General features: G+C 51.2%; 14 protein-coding genes. 7 read left to right on the forward strand and 7 right to left on the reverse strand.

The features are described 5' to 3' along the window. Window positions 1–51 precede the first annotated feature (51 nt). From hpsE to H6F94_RS23600, 3 genes are all read right to left on the reverse strand, one after another. Window positions 52–1,014: a hormogonium polysaccharide biosynthesis glycosyltransferase HpsE gene (hpsE, locus tag H6F94_RS23590; protein ID WP_190804658.1), complete on the reverse strand. Its 963-nt coding sequence runs from the start codon at window positions 1,012–1,014 to the stop codon at window positions 52–54. A 132-nt stretch (window positions 1,015–1,146) separates the two neighbouring features. Beyond that, window positions 1,147–2,799: an alkaline phosphatase family protein gene (locus H6F94_RS23595; RefSeq protein WP_190804659.1), complete on the reverse strand. Its 1,653-nt coding sequence runs from the start codon at window positions 2,797–2,799 to the stop codon at window positions 1,147–1,149. 328 nt (window positions 2,800–3,127) lie between these two features. Next, window positions 3,128–3,451 (reverse strand): hypothetical protein, encoded by a 324-nt coding sequence (locus H6F94_RS23600; protein ID WP_190804660.1) that lies wholly within the window; start codon window positions 3,449–3,451, stop codon window positions 3,128–3,130. Window positions 3,452–4,492: 1,041 nt separating this feature from the next. On the opposite strand from H6F94_RS23600, the gene H6F94_RS23605 reads away from it, so the two are divergent. Beyond that, entirely contained in the window at window positions 4,493–4,738 is a 246-nt protein-coding gene (locus H6F94_RS23605; protein WP_190804661.1) for a hypothetical protein, read from the forward strand. A gap of 197 nt (window positions 4,739–4,935) precedes the next feature. On the opposite strand, the gene H6F94_RS23610 is transcribed toward H6F94_RS23605, so the two are convergent. Further along, a complete protein-coding gene (locus H6F94_RS23610) occupies window positions 4,936–6,483 on the reverse strand; it encodes a type IV pilus twitching motility protein PilT (RefSeq protein ID WP_190804662.1) in 1,548 nt (515 codons plus the stop codon). 488 nt (window positions 6,484–6,971) lie between these two features. On the opposite strand from H6F94_RS23610, the gene H6F94_RS23615 reads away from it, so the two are divergent. Both H6F94_RS23615 and H6F94_RS23620 read left to right on the forward strand, forming a co-directional pair. Continuing rightward, on the forward strand, window positions 6,972–8,249 hold the full coding sequence (locus H6F94_RS23615; RefSeq protein WP_190804663.1) for a DUF4912 domain-containing protein: 1,278 nt from the start codon (window positions 6,972–6,974) through the stop codon (window positions 8,247–8,249). A gap of 113 nt (window positions 8,250–8,362) precedes the next feature. Further along, window positions 8,363–9,142, forward strand: a complete 780-nt coding sequence (locus tag H6F94_RS23620) for an SAM hydrolase/SAM-dependent halogenase family protein (RefSeq protein WP_190804664.1) — start codon at window positions 8,363–8,365, stop codon at window positions 9,140–9,142. Window positions 9,143–9,886: 744 nt separating this feature from the next. Here the strand turns inward: H6F94_RS23620 and H6F94_RS23625 are convergent. After that, window positions 9,887–10,543: an SRPBCC family protein gene (locus tag H6F94_RS23625; protein ID WP_190804665.1), complete on the reverse strand. Its 657-nt coding sequence runs from the start codon at window positions 10,541–10,543 to the stop codon at window positions 9,887–9,889. Between the two features lie 122 nt (window positions 10,544–10,665). Between H6F94_RS23625 and H6F94_RS23630 the strand changes: the two genes are divergently transcribed. Next, on the forward strand, window positions 10,666–11,298 hold the full coding sequence (locus tag H6F94_RS23630) for a GUN4 domain-containing protein (protein ID WP_190804666.1): 633 nt from the start codon (window positions 10,666–10,668) through the stop codon (window positions 11,296–11,298). Between the two features lie 195 nt (window positions 11,299–11,493). Here H6F94_RS23630 and H6F94_RS23635 read toward each other — a convergent pair whose 3' ends face one another. Beyond that, window positions 11,494–12,054, reverse strand: a complete 561-nt coding sequence (locus H6F94_RS23635; protein ID WP_190804667.1) for a DUF937 domain-containing protein — start codon at window positions 12,052–12,054, stop codon at window positions 11,494–11,496. Between the two features lie 108 nt (window positions 12,055–12,162). Further along, complete coding sequence (locus tag H6F94_RS23640) at window positions 12,163–13,395, reverse strand: type IV pilus twitching motility protein PilT (protein ID WP_190804668.1); 1,233 nt, start codon at window positions 13,393–13,395, stop codon at window positions 12,163–12,165. A 244-nt stretch (window positions 13,396–13,639) separates the two neighbouring features. Between H6F94_RS23640 and H6F94_RS23645 the strand changes: the two genes are divergently transcribed. The 3 genes from H6F94_RS23645 (at window position 13,640) to H6F94_RS23655 (ending at window position 16,224) form a co-directional block, all read left to right on the forward strand. Then, window positions 13,640–14,821, forward strand: a complete 1,182-nt coding sequence (locus H6F94_RS23645; protein WP_190804669.1) for a DUF58 domain-containing protein — start codon at window positions 13,640–13,642, stop codon at window positions 14,819–14,821. Window positions 14,822–14,901: 80 nt separating this feature from the next. After that, entirely contained in the window at window positions 14,902–15,738 is an 837-nt protein-coding gene (locus H6F94_RS23650; RefSeq protein WP_190804670.1) for a SirB1 family protein, read from the forward strand. 132 nt (window positions 15,739–15,870) lie between these two features. Continuing rightward, complete coding sequence (locus tag H6F94_RS23655) at window positions 15,871–16,224, forward strand: ferredoxin-thioredoxin reductase catalytic domain-containing protein (RefSeq protein ID WP_190804671.1); 354 nt, start codon at window positions 15,871–15,873, stop codon at window positions 16,222–16,224. Window positions 16,225–16,262 lie beyond the last annotated feature (38 nt).

The following is a 16,262-nucleotide window of genomic DNA, read 5'->3' on the forward strand; positions in this document are numbered from 1 at the left end:
TTTGTAGCGACATGGGCCTAACCAGGGCCTCAAGAAGGCTCCAATTTTCTGCTAGCGGCGAGAAATTTGAGTTTTCAAGTAGTAGAAAGGGCTGACCAAACTACTCCAAACAAACTCCAGCTCACAAGCAGTCACCATATCACCTCTGCTTCGCATACCATATTTAGCGATGTGCAAAATCAACCGTTTCAAGTTACCAGAAACGACCCTCGCGAACAGCAAAGGACGCTCCCATCGCTTTGAATTTACTAGCCTCAAATGAAAAATGCATAGCCCAGCACCACGAACTGTGGATAGCAAATAGTCTTTAGTCAATCGATGCACAGAAATCTCATGTTCAAGATGCATCTGTGGGTTATACCAAATCGCCCAACCCGCTCTGTGCAGGTGAAGCAGTGCCTCAAAATCTTCTCCTGCTAGGCTTGAGCCTGACACACGCCCAATCAGTACTAGTTCTTTAGGTACACTACTCAGCCAAGCTTGGCGACGAATTACCATTCCCGCTCCAGCGGGTAGGTCTAATACCAGAGGTTTGAAGGGGCGAGGTCGAGTATCCCCTTCTCGAATCGCTAAGAATGACTGGATTCGCTTAAAGTTTGGCGGTGGCTCTTTATCAAATCTGCCGTGGATTTGACCACCAAAAGCTCCCACGCTGGGATTGCCTTCATCAAAGGTAACTGCTGCGGCAACCCAATCAGAGGCAGGTAGATTGTCGTCATCCAAAAAACCAACCAGGTTCCCTTTTGCTTCCTCAACAGCACGTTGGCGTGCAAAGGCAAGCCCCTGCCTAGGTTCGAAACAATATCTTAGGGCAAAGGGAAACGGTCTATTCTCACTATTCTCAATATAGGTCTTTACAACTGCAGCCGTATTATCTTGACTGTTGTTGTCAACAATTAGGACTTCCCAGTTTAGATTCTCTGTTTTGATTTGTGCTTGTAGCCTTGCTAACACCTTGGGTAGGCGTAGTGCTCCGTTGTAGGTTGGAATCGCAACCGTAAAATGAAGAGTCATTGTTTATGGGGTCACTAGAAGAACCTGCTAGCCTCACATCTGAGCACCCCTTTCGTAAGAGACTATTCAAAGCAACACTCAAATTCTTAAGAATTTAAGGTGCCAACAGAGCAAATTTAATCTAGAGGGATGTCACAAGGAAACAGGGCTTGCCTCGACGAATAAGGGACGACCGTCGTAGTGCTGCGGGAGCGGCACACCCATCAGCTGCAGAATAGTCGGTCCCAAATCCACTACATGTCCCTGCTTTAAGCTGCTTCCGGCTGCAATTTTGGGTCCCCGGGCAAACACAAAACCTCGGTCTCGATGTCCCCCTGGCCGAAAATAGGTTGCAGGTCCAATTCGGCCATATTCAGGGCTATCGATCACATCAGTCGGATGCTCATGCCAAACCACGACCAGATCCGCAGGAATCAAACCAGGCTCTGAATCAGTTGGGAATTGGCGAACGCGAATGACTTCCCTCACCATCGGCTCGCCCGTTCGACCATCGCGGAGCTGATAAATCTGCCCCGTTAACTGTTCACAAATTGAATCGTAATCCGCTTGAGGAACAATCCCTTGAGGTTCTCTGCCTTGTAGGTTAATTCGCACATAGCCTTCAGAGAAACTTGGCAAGGCAAAAGCTTTCATGCGAGACCAAAGGGGTGAGTACCACAGAGTGGGTTGCCAAAAAAGGGAGTTCCCTTGTTGCCGCAGTTGATAAGGAGAAGCAAGCCTGTTTTCAGCTTGAGGGCTGAAGTCATGCTCCAGATAAGACTGGTATTTACCAGGCAACCAATAGCGCAGAAATTTCTTGAGCAGATTCGGTTCGTGAGTCTGTTGCCAGACTTCGCCGGACCAGGTACGCCACTTTGGAGTTTTTACAGCAGGCAGGGATTGCCCAAGCTTTAGGGAAGTCAGCATGGACTGACCAGGGAAACTGAAGCGGTAAAGAAACTCCGCCATGAAGAGCATGCTGGGCACATCTGTGGCGTTACTGCCCATGCCCACCCCTGAAAACGCGACTACAGAGGTTTCTTCAGGCAGGTCTGCCAACAGCTCACCGACACCTTGATCAACTGCCTGAAAAACCTCCAGCATCGAATCTTGGGAATCCCTAAGTTTCTGCTCGTGCAGGGGATGATCGGGCTGGCTGAGGTGCCAGAAGTCATGGCCAGCAGAGTGAGTTTCACTAAAAACGGTGACTAATAAATCCCAGCGTTCTTGTTGCAGCAGTGATCGGCAGATAGTAGTACGACGAGCTGCACCGACTTTCAGATTCTCCTTAAGTTGGCTTAGATACTCGGTTCTCCACCAGTCACCGTAGTCTTGGCCGCGGGCAGGATGCTTGCCGTATTGACGCTCTAGTTCTGAGAGCAGTGGCTTGGGCGCTGAGCGCCTCGGCGTATAGGGAGCATGTCCTCCCCAGCCTAGAACCTGGGGGCCGTGGACCTGTTCTGAAAAAACAGTTTGGGGAAGATCGAAAGCAGCAACTCGATAGTTCGGGCCCAAAGCGTAGAAAGGCGGATGAGCAGCAAAGTTATAGGCGCCAACATCCTCGATTTCATAACTGCCCTCGCGCAATCTGGCTGGGCTCCAATAGCCAGTGGTATGGGGTAAGCAACCGCTCCAAACCGTGGGCCATGTCGTCTCTGTCGTGTTGTATGGGACATTGGCGAGACGCCCATAAACTCCTGACTCTCGTAGACGGGCAAGATTCGGCAGGTAGCCTTGAGACATCCAAGTCTCTATTAACAAAGCGTCAGCCCCGTCTAAGCCAATTGCAACCACAGGTGATGTCATGCTTTTACCAAAACTCAACGAATTGGCAGATGCTGCGACAACCCGTGCACTTAAAGTCAAACGATTAACTTCATTTACGCGCGCTCAACTAACTAACCGGTGGGTACCGCTCGTAAATCTCAATCTTTATGAAATTTTTCCGATAAGTTCATCAAAATAACTTGTTGCAAAACCCTAAGCTCGAGTTTGACCAAAGCCAATTAAGACTGGGCCAAAAGCTATACGGACAGCCATTTCTGTAGCCACAACTGCCCTCCTAGGGCACAAAATAAAAGGCCCTAGGAGGGCGAAGCTAACTTATAGAGTCGCACCGAGGAAAGGGTAAGCTTTAAGGCTGAATCGAGCCAGTTAATTCTTGCTTTAGAAGACGCAGGACAGCACCAAGGTCTTGCTCTGAGAAGTTAAGCACTGAAACTTTCTGCTCATCAAATAGCCAAGACAGAAGTTGTGCATCGGTATAGATGTAGTGGTAGCAGCTCTCAGAGCCTCGATAAGCTTGGTATATCCAGCGTGCCTCTGTCGTGTTCCAAACTAAACAGTCTTTGAAGGTATCTGCAATCCCTCTAGCTGCAGCAGCCAGAAGAGACCGCTGAAATCTCTCCTCTAGGCTTTCCAACTGGTCTAGCTTCGTACAGTTTGCTGAGGTGATCACGGTTGTAAATTTTGGAGTGGAACCTGCAAAAGTGTTGGGGGTGGGAACAGCATTCAGCCAGTGCTACAGATGATCCTCGTATTTCCACGTAGGTATCCACATCTGCCAGCTTGCGCAGAGTTCTACGATGAATGGCGCAGAAATCCCCCTAACGGCAGTGGCACTCCAAGATCAGAAGCTTCTTTCCTACTCTCTGCTCCTGACCTTGCCCTATAACCCTGATCCAGCTTTGACGATATGCCCGGCTTGAGCAGAATGAGGTTTGGATGCGGGCTCAGACTTGGCGCTACCAGAATCTCGAGCAAGATGTCGCAGACGAAACCACTGTAAGCAGTGATGTTTCAGGAAGGGATAAAGCCTCTAGGTTTGGCCTTAGCCTCTCTGAGGCAAGCGGATTCTGATAGTCACTGCGTTAGCTCAAGATATCGAACTCAGCCGCAGGACTTGTAGCAGCAGGCAGCAAAACTCTACGTTTCCCCTCCTGACCTAGGCTCCAATGATTGGAAGTGAGAAGCCCGGGTGAAGGCTAAGGTTTAGCTGAGGTCCAAAAGCTTCTGAATATCCTCCCAATAAACTCTCTTACTGCCAGGCCTAAGCAGCAAAAAGCCCCTCATAGCAAAACGAGAGGCTTTAGAATCAGGGTGCATCTACTTCCAAAGGTGCCCAGTGGAGGCAAAAAACTCCCACTTCTAAAAAAATCAGCCATTACTGCTTGGCTCAAAGGTTTCAACTAAGAATTGACCAAAGTCTAAGCAGCAAAATCTAGGGTAATGAAGGACACATTGGCTAACCTTCTCAATGATGGATGCTAAACCCTTCTGAGTTTGCTCTACTACCTGTAGAGGTAGACTGAGTTTCGGTCAAACCTTCGTTCAAGCCTTCGCTGCCCTCCTCAAACAACGCTGCATTCAAGGATGGCCGTGGTTAGTTCTTCTGTCGCTCTGCAGTCTTAACTGCTCTTTTCATTTTTAACTGTCCCTCAGTTGTGATTCAAAGCGGCAGAAAGTTTTCTCAAAAGCCTTATTAGTCACACTGGAAGATATGAAAATTTATACTCCACAACAATTAGCCATTGCTTCAAAAATCCTGCAGGGTTTCGGTGTTCCAGGACCGCATAGCAAGGCTGAGCAGGGCCAAGTCGTTGACAGTTGGCAGGAGTTCATCAACGCTAGCCGCTCGCTGCCAACAGCTCTAGATGTACTCAACCGAGCCGGAGACAAGACTTACCGAGCTTGCCAGAACGCAGCCAATAAAATTAAAGCAATCCGGAAGGCCAACTCCCACTAGAGGCGCAAACCGTAGGTTGCACGGATGCAGAAGCTTTCCATGGAGTGCTCCGCGTCTTCGCCGGCTCGAATGAAACTGAGCAGCAGCAGAACACGCTAGTTGCAACCGAGTACTCAACAGGCATCATTAACCTTGAGGACGCAGAATCTTGGCCTTCAAGGTTAATGATGCCTAGAAGTCGGCAAGGGTGAAGGCAACTAACGGGCGAAGTAGCCAGAGCCTTTAGTGTTCATCACGCCAGAACGGCTGGAGCGACGAACACCGTTCTTGAGCATGTACTTCAAATCATCGGGGTTGAGTGAAGCAGTTAGGGCATCAGTCTCAGAAATCATGCCCGACTCATACAGGTCGAAGAGGGCTTGATCGAGTGTTTGCATTCCCTCTTGCCCCTCTTCCATCAGCAGGTAAACGTCGTCTTCGTGATCTTTATACAGGTAGTCCTTAATCGTGTTGGTCGCCATCATGATCTCAAGGGCTGCCGCTCGCTTGAAGTGAGTCGTTGTCACTAGAGATTGGAAGACAACAGCTTTGAGACTGTCAGCGATTTGAAACCGCATTGTCTCCTGCTCTTCTGGGGCGTAGAAGTTGAGCAGGCGTTTGTAGGCATTGAACGCGCCTCGCGTGTGCAGAGTTCCCAGCACTAAGTGCCCAGTTTGAGCCGCACGTAAGGCTGTATCTACGGTCTCGCGATCCCGCATCTCTCCCACTAGGATCACATCTGGATCCTGACGTAGAGAAGCTTTAAGGGCTTCTTTAAACTCTTGAGTGTGCAGACCAATTTCACGCTGGGTGATTAGGCAGAGATTAGAGGTATGCACATATTCCACCGGGTCCTCGATGGTGACGATTTTGCGCGGCACCGTGTCATTGAGGTGACGGATCATGGTGGCTAGAGTGGTGGATTTACCGGAGTTCACGGGCCCCGTAACCAGCACCAAACCTTGACGAAACTCAGCAATGTGCATCAAGACAGGTGGCAAGCCCATATCCTGCACAGTGGGCACATCCAGGTTAATCAGTCGCAGTACAATTGCTCCGCCCATCATGGCTTGAGAGCAGTTCACCCGGCAGCGCACCAAATCTTCGTAGAGAATTGCTGTATCGAGTTCTTGCTTTTGCGCGAACCGCTCTCGTTGCTCAGGCGTGAGAATCTCGTCTATATATTGCTCAAACTGGTCAGCAGTTATCTTGCCGTACTCGGCTTGGCGAGTCATCTTCCCCTGGACCCGGAAGCGTGGTACCTCTCCCACTTGGAGGTGGACATCAGAGGCATTCTGCTCATAAGCATCCTCTACTAGCCGTCGCACCGGTCGGGTTGTCTCTTCTACAGCGACCAGTTGAATCCGTTGCAGACTCAACGCCTCTGATCCCTGCGCTGTCGGCCCGCAGTTGATGCGGCATTGCATAAACCCTGGAATCACGACAGTCGCGTCAAGCTTACGCCGTGAGTGGTAGTAGCGCAGCTGAGGTGGGGTGAGCACTTCAGACAAATAGTGATGGAGCAACTCTGGCGTTGTACGAGGCTGCTCATCCTGAGGCACCATACGGCCTTCGATGCGGTAGTGAGGCGCGTAGCCCACCTGGATGTAGATCCCCGTCGCGCCTTGACGATGTCCTTCCTGAATCAGGTAGCGTAGTGAGCCCTGAGAACTCTCAGTAGCAGTGGAACCGGCCAAATCAGGAGCAGCAGGACTTGGAGGCTCAGGATCCCGAGGGGTGGCGGCAGGCGGGGGAGTCGCTTTCATAAAACGAAAGAAGTGGCCGTTTTGAGAATCAGTCTAGCGATTTCCTCCAAGAGGATACGCAAGGTAGCAATCTGACTATGCAGACTGTTGCGTGTTCTTGCATCTCGACGCTAAGCACCCCGATTTTAACCTCCACAGCTTGTCCTAAGTCTTAAGTTCCTGTAAGGGACCCATCAAGGTTTGGCAAGATGGCTTGATCCCCCCGGATCTCCTGTACCAGCCTGATCTCCATTATGTCATGAAATAATGACATAAATCTCTGTTTTGATCCCTCTAACGTCGCAGCTACGTTCAAACGCCCGAAATCCTCTGAAATCGACTGTTCTAAGGGATTGACCATTGACGAATTTCCGGGACAATGAAGATTAGTTGAGCGATCCCAAAGAAAGCCTGAGCACAGCGTTCTCAATAGCGACTCAGGTAAGTCAGGATTTCCTAACAAAACTCTGACCCGAATGTTCCGATTCCTTTGATGAGGAAACACCCCCATGGCTAAAGAACGTCCCCCCTTAGAAGAGATGACTCTGCGGCAGCTGCGCCGGGTTGCCCAGGAGTACACCATCTCTCGCTACAGCCGCATGCGCAAATCCCAGCTGTTAGCCTCAATTCGGGAAGCTCAGCTAGCTAGCGTTGTCCCCCCTCGTCCATCTCTCAATTTGGAGGCGCAGGAAGCAGTGCAAGAGTCCGTTGAGGCATCGAAGTTTGAGCTTGCAAGCGAAGATCGCAATGGTTCCTTGGCAGAAGTAGACCAAGGCCTAGGCGATTTGCCTGCCGGCTATGGCGAAAGTCGAATTGTGTTGATGCCTCGCGATCCACAGTGGGCTTATGCGTACTGGGATGTACCCGGTGAGCGCAAAGAGGAGTTGCGGCATCAAGGAGGCCAGTTGTTGGCATTGCGCCTCTATGACGCGACTAATATCAGCCTGGATTACCAAGTACCCCACAGCATTCAGGAATATCCCTGTGATGAATTAGCTCGTGAGTGGTATCTGCCAATTCCGGTCAGCGATCGAGACTATGTAGTAGAGATTGGCTATCGCTGTGCTGATGGTCGCTGGCTGATTGTCGCCCGTTCTGCTCCTGTGCGCGTTCCGCCGATGTATCCCTCGGACTGGATCGAGGATCAGTTCATCACAGTTAACTGGGATGTGGAGCTGCGAGGTCAGACCGTCCACAACCTAGTGCCACCCACCAGCAAGCGTGTTGGTTTATCTCCGTCTGCCCCAGCTACGGGTAATGCTATTTACGATCAGATTTTTGGTCTAGCCCAGAGTGCCGAGGCTGAGCGCGTTGCTGGTTCGCTCTACGGCTCTATGCAACAAGCTCCCAGTTCCGCGGTTAGCTCCTATGTCTTCCCCTCAGGAATGGGCATGTGGGCCGCCCCAGTACCTGGAATTACTGGCATGTCAGGCGCAGGCTTCACCATGTCAGGTGCAGGGCTGACTATGTCAGGCGCAGGGTTCTCGGCTTCGATGCCACCCATCCGCCCGCGCAAGTTCTGGCTAGTTGCTGATGCTGAACTGATTATTTATGGGGCCACCGAGCCGGATGCAACTGTCTATATAGGTGGACAGCCAATTCAGCTCTCCCCAGACGGCACCTTCCGCTTCCAGATGTCCTTTCAAGATGGGCTGATTGACTACCCAATCATGGCGGTCGCAGCTGATGGTGAGCAGACTCGTTCCATTCACCTGAAGTTCAACCGTGAAACGCCTTCACGGAACACCAATACCAAAGCTGAGGCTGTAGAAGAATGGCTAGCCTAGATTAGGCTTCATTCTTGAGCAAGGGGCAGGTCAAAGACCTGCCCCTTGCTATTTTTAGATGGCTATTTTTAGATTTCTTATGCCTATTACTCACAGATCTAGTAAGGGAAACAGTGCCAAATCTATCTCTACTCACTCTATTGAGCGACTTCGGGCTACAGGATCCCTATGTAGGCGTCATGAAAGGAGTTATTGCAACTATAAATCCAGCCATTCAGGTCGTTGATTTAACCCATGAATTGCCACCACAAAATCTGCTTGCGGCTCGCTTTTGTTTAACCAGTGCTGTGTCCTATTTCCCAACAGGCACTGTACATGTTGCAGTTGTAGATCCTGGCGTTGGTGGTAATCGTCGGCCTGTAGCGATCCAGACTGAGTGCGGAATACTAGTTGGTCCAGACAACGGCATATTTAGCAACTTTTTGAGCCAAGCTACTACAGCTGTTGTCCTTGATCAGCCTAAGTTTTGGCGGACCTCTAACCTGAGCAACACCTTTCACGGACGTGATTTATTTGCACCTGTAGGTGCGCACTTAGCGATGGGTATAGCGCTTCAGGCAGTAGGAACAGCTATCAACTTAGCAAGTCTTGTATGCTTGACCTTACATAAGAATTGCATTCAACATATCGATCGCTTCGGTAATTTAATTACTACTATACGGGGTGAGCAAGTCGTCAACCAAACATGGTCTGTATTAGCAGCAGGTCAAATCATTAAGGGTGAAGTCACCTATAGTAGTGTGTCTAGTGGACAGTTATTAGCCCTTGTAGGAAGTCATGGTTTTGTTGAAATTGCCTGCAATGCTGGCAGCGCTCAGCAGCGACTGGGCTTGACCTGGGGCGATAGCATTACGTTGCAACTGACAGCTCCCTCTAGCAACGATGTCGATTAAAAAGAAAGCCCTAGCTCAAATGCTAGGGCTTTAGTGATCTGCAGGTAAACGCTAAGTTCGGTTGGACTTGGAACAGATTGGCTTCATCTGTCGTGGGCAGCAACAAGGTGCCCCGATGGAATACAGCTCCTAGCTCTAACTCCAAAATTCTAACCTAGGCTTTTCATCTCCCGCATGTCTTTATGCTTTAAGGATAGCAAAAAGTGAAGAATGAGAATAGGGCAACAATACTGAAGCTGTTAAGTCTTTTGGTGGATGCCAACGCCTAGCAGAGCTTAATTTTTGATTTTAGAAAATTTTGGCAAAGCTACGGTGTCAACGCTGTTGATTTAATTAAATCCTTCAGCTTAACAGTGTAATTACAGAGTTTCAGAACGAAAGTATCGTTCCAAGTGCTCAATGTCTAAAGCCTTTGCAAGCTTAAGTTCTTCAAATTGGGAACTGCTTTGGGTCTATTAGTGTGCACCTCTGAGTAGACCGCTACCGGTAGTCCTTAGCATTGTTATAAACGACACGGGCTCTCGTAATGATGATTTGAGGATTTCAATTAATTCTCGGGACTGACCGTAGTTTTAGAGTTAGAAAACTACAGTTGGCTAGGGCGATTAATAGAACTTTTAAGTATCGCCAGGAGACCAAAGAGAAATGGGTAGCCAAGCTTGGGAAAAAGCGTGGCAGGTGTGCCTGACTACGTAGGCCGGAACACTAAAGCAAGAGATGGGCCACCCGTGAGCATCACTGCCCTTAAGACTGGCGGGTTGCAATCTCTGTTCGAATTGCCTCTAAATGGTCGGACAACTGACTGCGGAACAGCCGATAGAACAGCCCTGCGGGTATGCCTTGATTTGGCTCCGCTTGAATCTGCTGTGTGATCAACACCTGCGTCACCGGCCCGCCGGGATAAGCCCGCAACGGCTCTAACCGCCAGTTGCCCTGCATCTTCTTCAAATTGCCCTCCAGCAATTGAAAACTGAAACCCCGCCGAGGTGTTTCTGTAATTGCAAGTCGCACCCGTGAACTAATCGTCGTCAGGGCAATCCGCCGACGGTCCACCTGCTCAACGACCCGCCGATTGCCCTGTCTTTCGACCACTCGGCTACTGGCAATATTGGGTAGGAAACGCCAGAAATTGCCATAGTCCGTGATCACCGACCAGACCTGGGCCGGAGTTGCGCGCACCAGCACACGCGCCGTATACCTGCCGTTGTCACCTGTAATAACTGGGCGTCCCCGTTGCAGTAGTACTCGTTCCTGCGCAGGGAGGGTGTCGATTGCCCTGTGAGATGGGCGAGACTGGGCAGAGACGGGCAGCGATAACCCAGACCAAAGCAATGCTCCAGCTAGGTACAAGCCACCGAGGCACAAGCCTGAACGCAGACGAGCGAGCCACAACTTGGTCATCAGAGTAAAGCTATCCTTGGCATAACTTCATACAAATTAACCTGGCCGCTTCATGCAGCCACCTGCTCAGGTCATGTAGCTTGGTGTGCACTTCAACGACAGGTTTTAATCAGCCTATTGCGATGAATCATCCTCAGGTACCCGGCTCCTCCGAGCCATCACCAGACGATCAGCAACAAGCCATTCAGATTCAAAATTTACAAGAGCAGTTGAGCCTGCTGCGCCGTACCAATGAGTGCCTGTGCCGGGACAACGCTGATCTTAAGCGAGGACGAGACGCCTTGATCGCCCGTCTGACTCTTCTAGAAAACGCCTTGCGCGACCGAAATGGCGATTCTAACGAAGCCCAATCCGATCCCTTTCCCGAGTCAGATCGCTGGCTCCTGAGCACTTCCCAAGCGAACTATGCAGTGCTCAAAGACCTGCTAGCTCTACAAGCCTGGGACGAGGCTGATTGCGAAACCCAACAGCTCATGCTTCAAGTCGCCGGTTCTGAAGCGCAAGAGTTAGGCTTCTTAACCGCAGAGCACATCGACGCCTTTCCCTGCCTCGACTTAAAAATCATCAATAAGCTTTGGACAATCTACTCCAATGGTCGCTATGGCTTCATGGTTCAACGTGAAATCTGGTCCCGTACCCATAGCACTCGCAACCTCTGGTGTGATCCGGAACTTGAGGGTTACTACCCCAAGCGTGAGGGCTTGGGCAGTTCTCTTGCAAAACGTCTACTGCGCTGTGCCCTAGATGATTTCTAAGCAGCTTTAAAAGCATTCTCAAACCATCCATCTCACAACCGGCCCAAGCATAAAGCTAGACTCACAGAAATTGAGAGACTCAAGATTCCTAGGGCCAATGGCCCATAACCCCAAACCTCGATAAGTTCAGGGCTATGGGCGTCGTGCAACCGCTCATGCTAGCTCTGCTAAAAACCTGAACCTAGCCCACTCTGGTTAACGACGGTTGTTGAGAAAACCAGCGGCAGCGTTGAACATATCACCCATATCGACATCACCGTCACGGTCTCCGTCGAGAAATGTTCTGAGAACTGGATTATTAAGGCCACCACCTTGAGGCGCATAACCACCCGCCTGGGTCTGCGTCTGATTGCTGGCTCCCGTTTGCAGGAACTGCAAAATTACCGGCAGAAGCACTGGCAGCAGCTGCGCGATGAGTTGACTATTCAGGCCTGTTTGTTGGGATAAGTCTTGAGTTGCTTGCTGCTGCTGCGAGGGGGAAAATATAGCCTGAACCGCCTGCGGATTGGGCTGTGTACCGCTATAAGCGTTCAGTACCGAGTCCACTGCCTGTTCGCCCTCCACAGCTCGCTTTTGTTGCAGCGCACTCTGCACGTAGCGGCCTAACGTGGACATCAATATGCCGGTCGTGTTGCCCTGAAGCCCCTGACCTCCTGTCGACTGCTGAATAGCTTGAAGAGCAGAAGAAAGCTGACCCTCATTGCCCTGGCGGCTTTGGTCTTGGACAGCGTTGAGAACTTGGTCGAACAGCGACATGAGTAAAACGCGTAATCAGAACGCCTTAAACTGTGGCACAAACAACTAACCCCTTCACCTGCCTACCGATTGAGTTGGCGAGGTGAAGGGGTAACAGAAGGTTGAGCCCTAACGACGAATTAGGTTCTCAAAGCTATGGTTCGAAGAGCGACCTGGGTCAAAGCCTTCGTTGCGGATGCGGCGCTTGAGGTCACCTTCATCCGAAGAAGCGGCAATGCCATCAGTGATCGTAATGCGGCCATCCAGAACCAAATCGCAAAGCATCTGGTTAAGTACCTGCATGCCCTCTAGCGTGTCGCTCTCCATGAGCTGACGAACCTCATCATCCTCGCCCTTAAGCAAGTAGTCACGCACCGCAGGCGTATTGACCAGAATGTCCATTGCCGCCGTACGCTTGCCGTCCGTTGTCGGTACCAACGTTTGGGCAATTACTCCCACCAAGCTCTCCATAATCTGGAAGCGCATAGCGGCTTGCTCATCGGGAGTGTAGATGTTGAGCAATCGGTCCAAAGTACCAATCGCGTTTCGGGTATGCAATGTGCCCAAAACTAAGTGGCCGGTTTGAGCTGCTTTGAGAGCAGTGTCCACTGTCTCGCGGTCACGCATCTCACCGATCAGAATGACATCGGGATCTTCCCGAAGCACAGAGCGTAGAGCTTGACTAAACTCGTGCGTGTGCAGACCCACCTCGCGCTGGCTGATCAGGCACTTGTCTGAGCTGTAAACGTACTCAATCGGATCCTCAATACAGACAATGTGCCGACTTGCTGTCTCATTGAGATGGCGAACCATCGCCGCTAGGGTGGTGGATTTACCAGATCCAGTAGGACCTGTCACCAACACCAAGCCTTGAGGTTGCGAGGCAACTCTTTTGAGAACCTCCGGAAGACCCAGCTCATCGATTGAGGGTACAGTCAGTGGAATCAAACGCAGCACCATCGCTCCACCGCGCAAACTGTCAAAGCAGTTAACCCGGCATCGCAGAAAGTCTTCGTAGAAGATGGCAGTGTCCAGTTCCTTCTCGTAGGCAAAGCGCTGTTGCTGCTCCGGCGAGAGAATCTCTGATAGGAACCCTTCAAAGTGTTCCGGCGTCACGGGTAAGCAACCACCCCCTACCCGGAACATTTCACCCCGGATCCGGAAGCGAGGTTCCTCACCAACCCGAATGTGAATGTCGGAAGCACCCCGCAGGTGGGCCTCCTCTACAAGCTGACGAATACTGAGAGCTCGGTTACCGACTCCGCGTAGATGCCGATCGTTAGTCCGCTGACCAACAAAGGGCACCGGTAAAGGCGGAGGCGGGGGAACTGGAGGGGGACCGGGAGGCGTTGGGATGGTCATGGAAGGACTTCCAGAGGATCCTGGGGGAGCAATAAGCTTGCGTGTTTCCCCTTACCTTACTGCACCTACTGTTAGATGGCATCCGTTGCTGACGACAAACTTGCCGACTGACGGTTGCAGATTTGATAGAAAGTTCAGTCTCGCTTGGGTTGGAGACTGATCAAACAAGGGCAGAATAGGCTCACTCTGGCCCGAAACCGCCAATCCAGCTTTAGTTTTCTCTCAGGTTCAATTAGAAATTCTTATGAGTAGGAAAATCTCTAGCCCCGAGCGCTTCACCTACTGGCTAGAGCAGCGCTGGGTTAACCCTGCCTTTGCAGGTTGGTTGCTGAGCGGATTTGCTACTTTCTTCTTCCTCGCTGGAACCAACACTTTGGCGGGCTGGCTTTATGTAATCAGCGGTGTTAGCTTCGCGCTGCTCCTCTTGGGGGCCGTTCTGCCAGCCCGTTCGCTGCGCTCGATACAAGTCAGCCGTCGCCCAATTGCTCCAGTTAGCGCAGGGGATGTACTCACTGTAGAGTTGCAAATTCATAACCAGACCGATCAAGCTCGGGGCCTACTGGTCGTCGAAGATTTAATTCCTTTTGTCATCGGACCACCTCAATTGGAGGTAGTCGAGAATCTAGCACCTACTAGTAGCCACCGTTGGACTTACACAACCCCTACCGTCCCCCGTCGAGGCGTTTATCGCTGGCAAGAAGTCCAACTGCGCACCGCTGCACCCCTCGGTTTGTTCTGGTGCCGCCGTCAGCGCAATGCTCCAGCGGTGGCAGTAGTTTATCCAACTGTCTTGCCTTTAGCACAGTGTCCATTAGTCGATGAGATGGGACGTGAGACCAGCCAAACAAGACGTAGTTTGGAACACCGTTTTCTTGCCAGTACGGAAGGCGTCACTCGGTCACTGCGACCCTACCGTCGAGGCGACTCAACTCGCCTTATTCACTGGCGGACTAGTGCCCGTTATGGGGATTTGCGAGTGCGTGAGCTAGAACGCTCCACAGGTGTACAGGAGGTAGTCATTGCTCTGGACTGCCAGTGTAGTTGGAACCCAGAAGACTTTGAGCAGGCCGTGATCGCTGCCGCCTCACTCTACTTCTACGGGCGGCGGCGAAATTTGAGCACACGGTTGTGGAGTAGCGATACGGGCTTACTGCAAGGCGACCGGAGTGTTTTAGAGGTACTGGCTGCGATTCAACCTACGCCTCAACCCAGTACGGTGTCTGGACGCTCAACCCAACTCAAGCCAGCCAGTCTTCCTTCTCTGCCCCTAGCCTGGTTGAGCAGTAGTGCTCCTAGTCAGGCGCTACCACTAGGCAGTCGGGTCTTGCTTTGGGGAACTCAGTCACAGACTGAGCTGCCAGGATTAATCATTCAGCCCAACCAGCCACTTCAGAACCAGTTACAAGGCTTGGCGCAAATGGTTTAGTGATCGCTCAGCTTGCGGGCCATAACTTCAGGTCAAACCGTAACTGGGTCACAATTGGGGAGTGTTCTCTGCCGCCTGCTATGTCTGAGCTGAGCCTCCCCCCAGCCCATCGTCAGTTTCTACAAATCGCTCGTCTACCAGATTGTGACCTTACTACGGAGCATTTGGTTGAGGCTGCTTTCTGCATTGCAGCTCAGGCAAACCCTAGCTTGGATATCCCTCACTATCTAGCTCGACTTGAGGCGATGGCCGCCGATTTGCGCCTGCAGTTAGCTGAGGAGCGTTACCCATTGCGCTTGCTGCGGGGTATCAACCACTATTTGTTTAACGAACTTGGCTTTCAGGGCAACCGGAAGCAATATTATGACCCCCGCAATAGCTTTCTCAACGAAGTTATAGACCGACGCTTAGGTATTCCCATCACCCTTTCAATTCTCTACATGGCTTTGGGTGAGCGAGTCGGTTTGCCATTAGAGGGGGTTAATTTCCCAGGGCACTTTATATTGAGGCCCACCCAACAGGATTTAGAAATCTATGTAGATCCGTTTGAGCAGGGCGAAATTCTGTTCCAGCAGGACTGCCAAGAGCGTTTGAACCAGATCACAGGCCCACTTCCTCTCAAACCAGAGTATTTAGCGACGGTGGGTCCTCGTCGCATTTTGAGCCGAGTGCTGACCAATCTGAAATTTATTTACCTCAACCAAGGCGATCTGGAGCGAGTTCTCAGCGTGGTAGAGTGGTTACTCCTGTTAGATCCGGATGCGCTAGAGCATTTGCGAGACAGAGGTTTGCTCTACTACCAGAGCCAGCGCTACTTAGAGGCTCGCGCCGACCTGGAACTCTATCTAGACCGCGCCCCTCAGGCTAGTGATATCGCTGTGGTAGCTCGCCTGTTAGAGCGCTTGCGCCAGTTGTGAGCCACGCGTCAGACTTACATACCTAATGTCAATGTCAGTATTTGTAACGCGCGGTTCGTTTGAATTCCAGACCTGGAGTACAACTCACGTAATCTGCCCTCTCGCTGCCCTAAGGGGTCTGTAATTTCTGTTATGACAAACGATCGCGGTAAAAACAAAGCTTCGGAAAAAAGCTTTCACCAGATGCGCAATTTTGCGGAAACCTACGCCCGCCGCACTGGCACTTATTTCTGCTCTGATCCCACGGTAGCGGTCGCCGTTATTGAAGGGTTAGCAAAGCACAAGGACGAGTTTGGTTCGCCTCTGTGCCCCTGCCGCTACTACGAGGACAAGGAAGCAGAGGTCCATGCAACTTATTGGAACTGCCCTTGTGTACCGATGCGGGAGCGCAAGGAATGCCACTGTATGCTCTTTCTCACGCCAGACAACCCCTTTGCGGGCCAAGAGCAGGCCGTTTCCCTTGTAGATGTCAGCTACGATGAGTGACCCTGAGTGATAGCTTCAAGGAGCGCTGTGAGTAGCAG

Origin of the sequence: Leptolyngbya sp. FACHB-261 (assembly GCF_014696065.1) — a bacterium.
GTDB lineage: Bacteria > Cyanobacteriota > Cyanobacteriia > FACHB-261 > FACHB-261 > FACHB-261.

What these genes read in the sequence shown, in the direction of transcription:
- H6F94_RS23650 (WP_190804670.1), top strand. Translation starts at nt 14,902, where the DNA reads ATGTCTGAGCTGAGCCTCCCCCCAGCCCATCGTCAGTTTCTACAAATC.
- H6F94_RS23610 (WP_190804662.1), bottom strand. Translation starts at nt 6,483, where the DNA reads ATGAAAGCGACTCCCCCGCCTGCCGCCACCCCTCGGGATCCTGAGCCT.
- H6F94_RS23605 (WP_190804661.1), top strand. Translation starts at nt 4,493, where the DNA reads ATGAAAATTTATACTCCACAACAATTAGCCATTGCTTCAAAAATCCTG.
- H6F94_RS23635 (WP_190804667.1), bottom strand. Translation starts at nt 12,054, where the DNA reads ATGTCGCTGTTCGACCAAGTTCTCAACGCTGTCCAAGACCAAAGCCGC.
- H6F94_RS23655 (WP_190804671.1), top strand. Translation starts at nt 15,871, where the DNA reads ATGACAAACGATCGCGGTAAAAACAAAGCTTCGGAAAAAAGCTTTCAC.
- H6F94_RS23630 (WP_190804666.1), top strand. Translation starts at nt 10,666, where the DNA reads ATGAATCATCCTCAGGTACCCGGCTCCTCCGAGCCATCACCAGACGAT.
- H6F94_RS23645 (WP_190804669.1), top strand. Translation starts at nt 13,640, where the DNA reads ATGAGTAGGAAAATCTCTAGCCCCGAGCGCTTCACCTACTGGCTAGAG.
- hpsE (WP_190804658.1), bottom strand. Translation starts at nt 1,014, where the DNA reads ATGACTCTTCATTTTACGGTTGCGATTCCAACCTACAACGGAGCACTA.
- H6F94_RS23615 (WP_190804663.1), top strand. Translation starts at nt 6,972, where the DNA reads ATGGCTAAAGAACGTCCCCCCTTAGAAGAGATGACTCTGCGGCAGCTG.
- H6F94_RS23595 (WP_190804659.1), bottom strand. Translation starts at nt 2,799, where the DNA reads ATGACATCACCTGTGGTTGCAATTGGCTTAGACGGGGCTGACGCTTTG.
- H6F94_RS23640 (WP_190804668.1), bottom strand. Translation starts at nt 13,395, where the DNA reads ATGACCATCCCAACGCCTCCCGGTCCCCCTCCAGTTCCCCCGCCTCCG.
- H6F94_RS23625 (WP_190804665.1), bottom strand. Translation starts at nt 10,543, where the DNA reads ATGACCAAGTTGTGGCTCGCTCGTCTGCGTTCAGGCTTGTGCCTCGGT.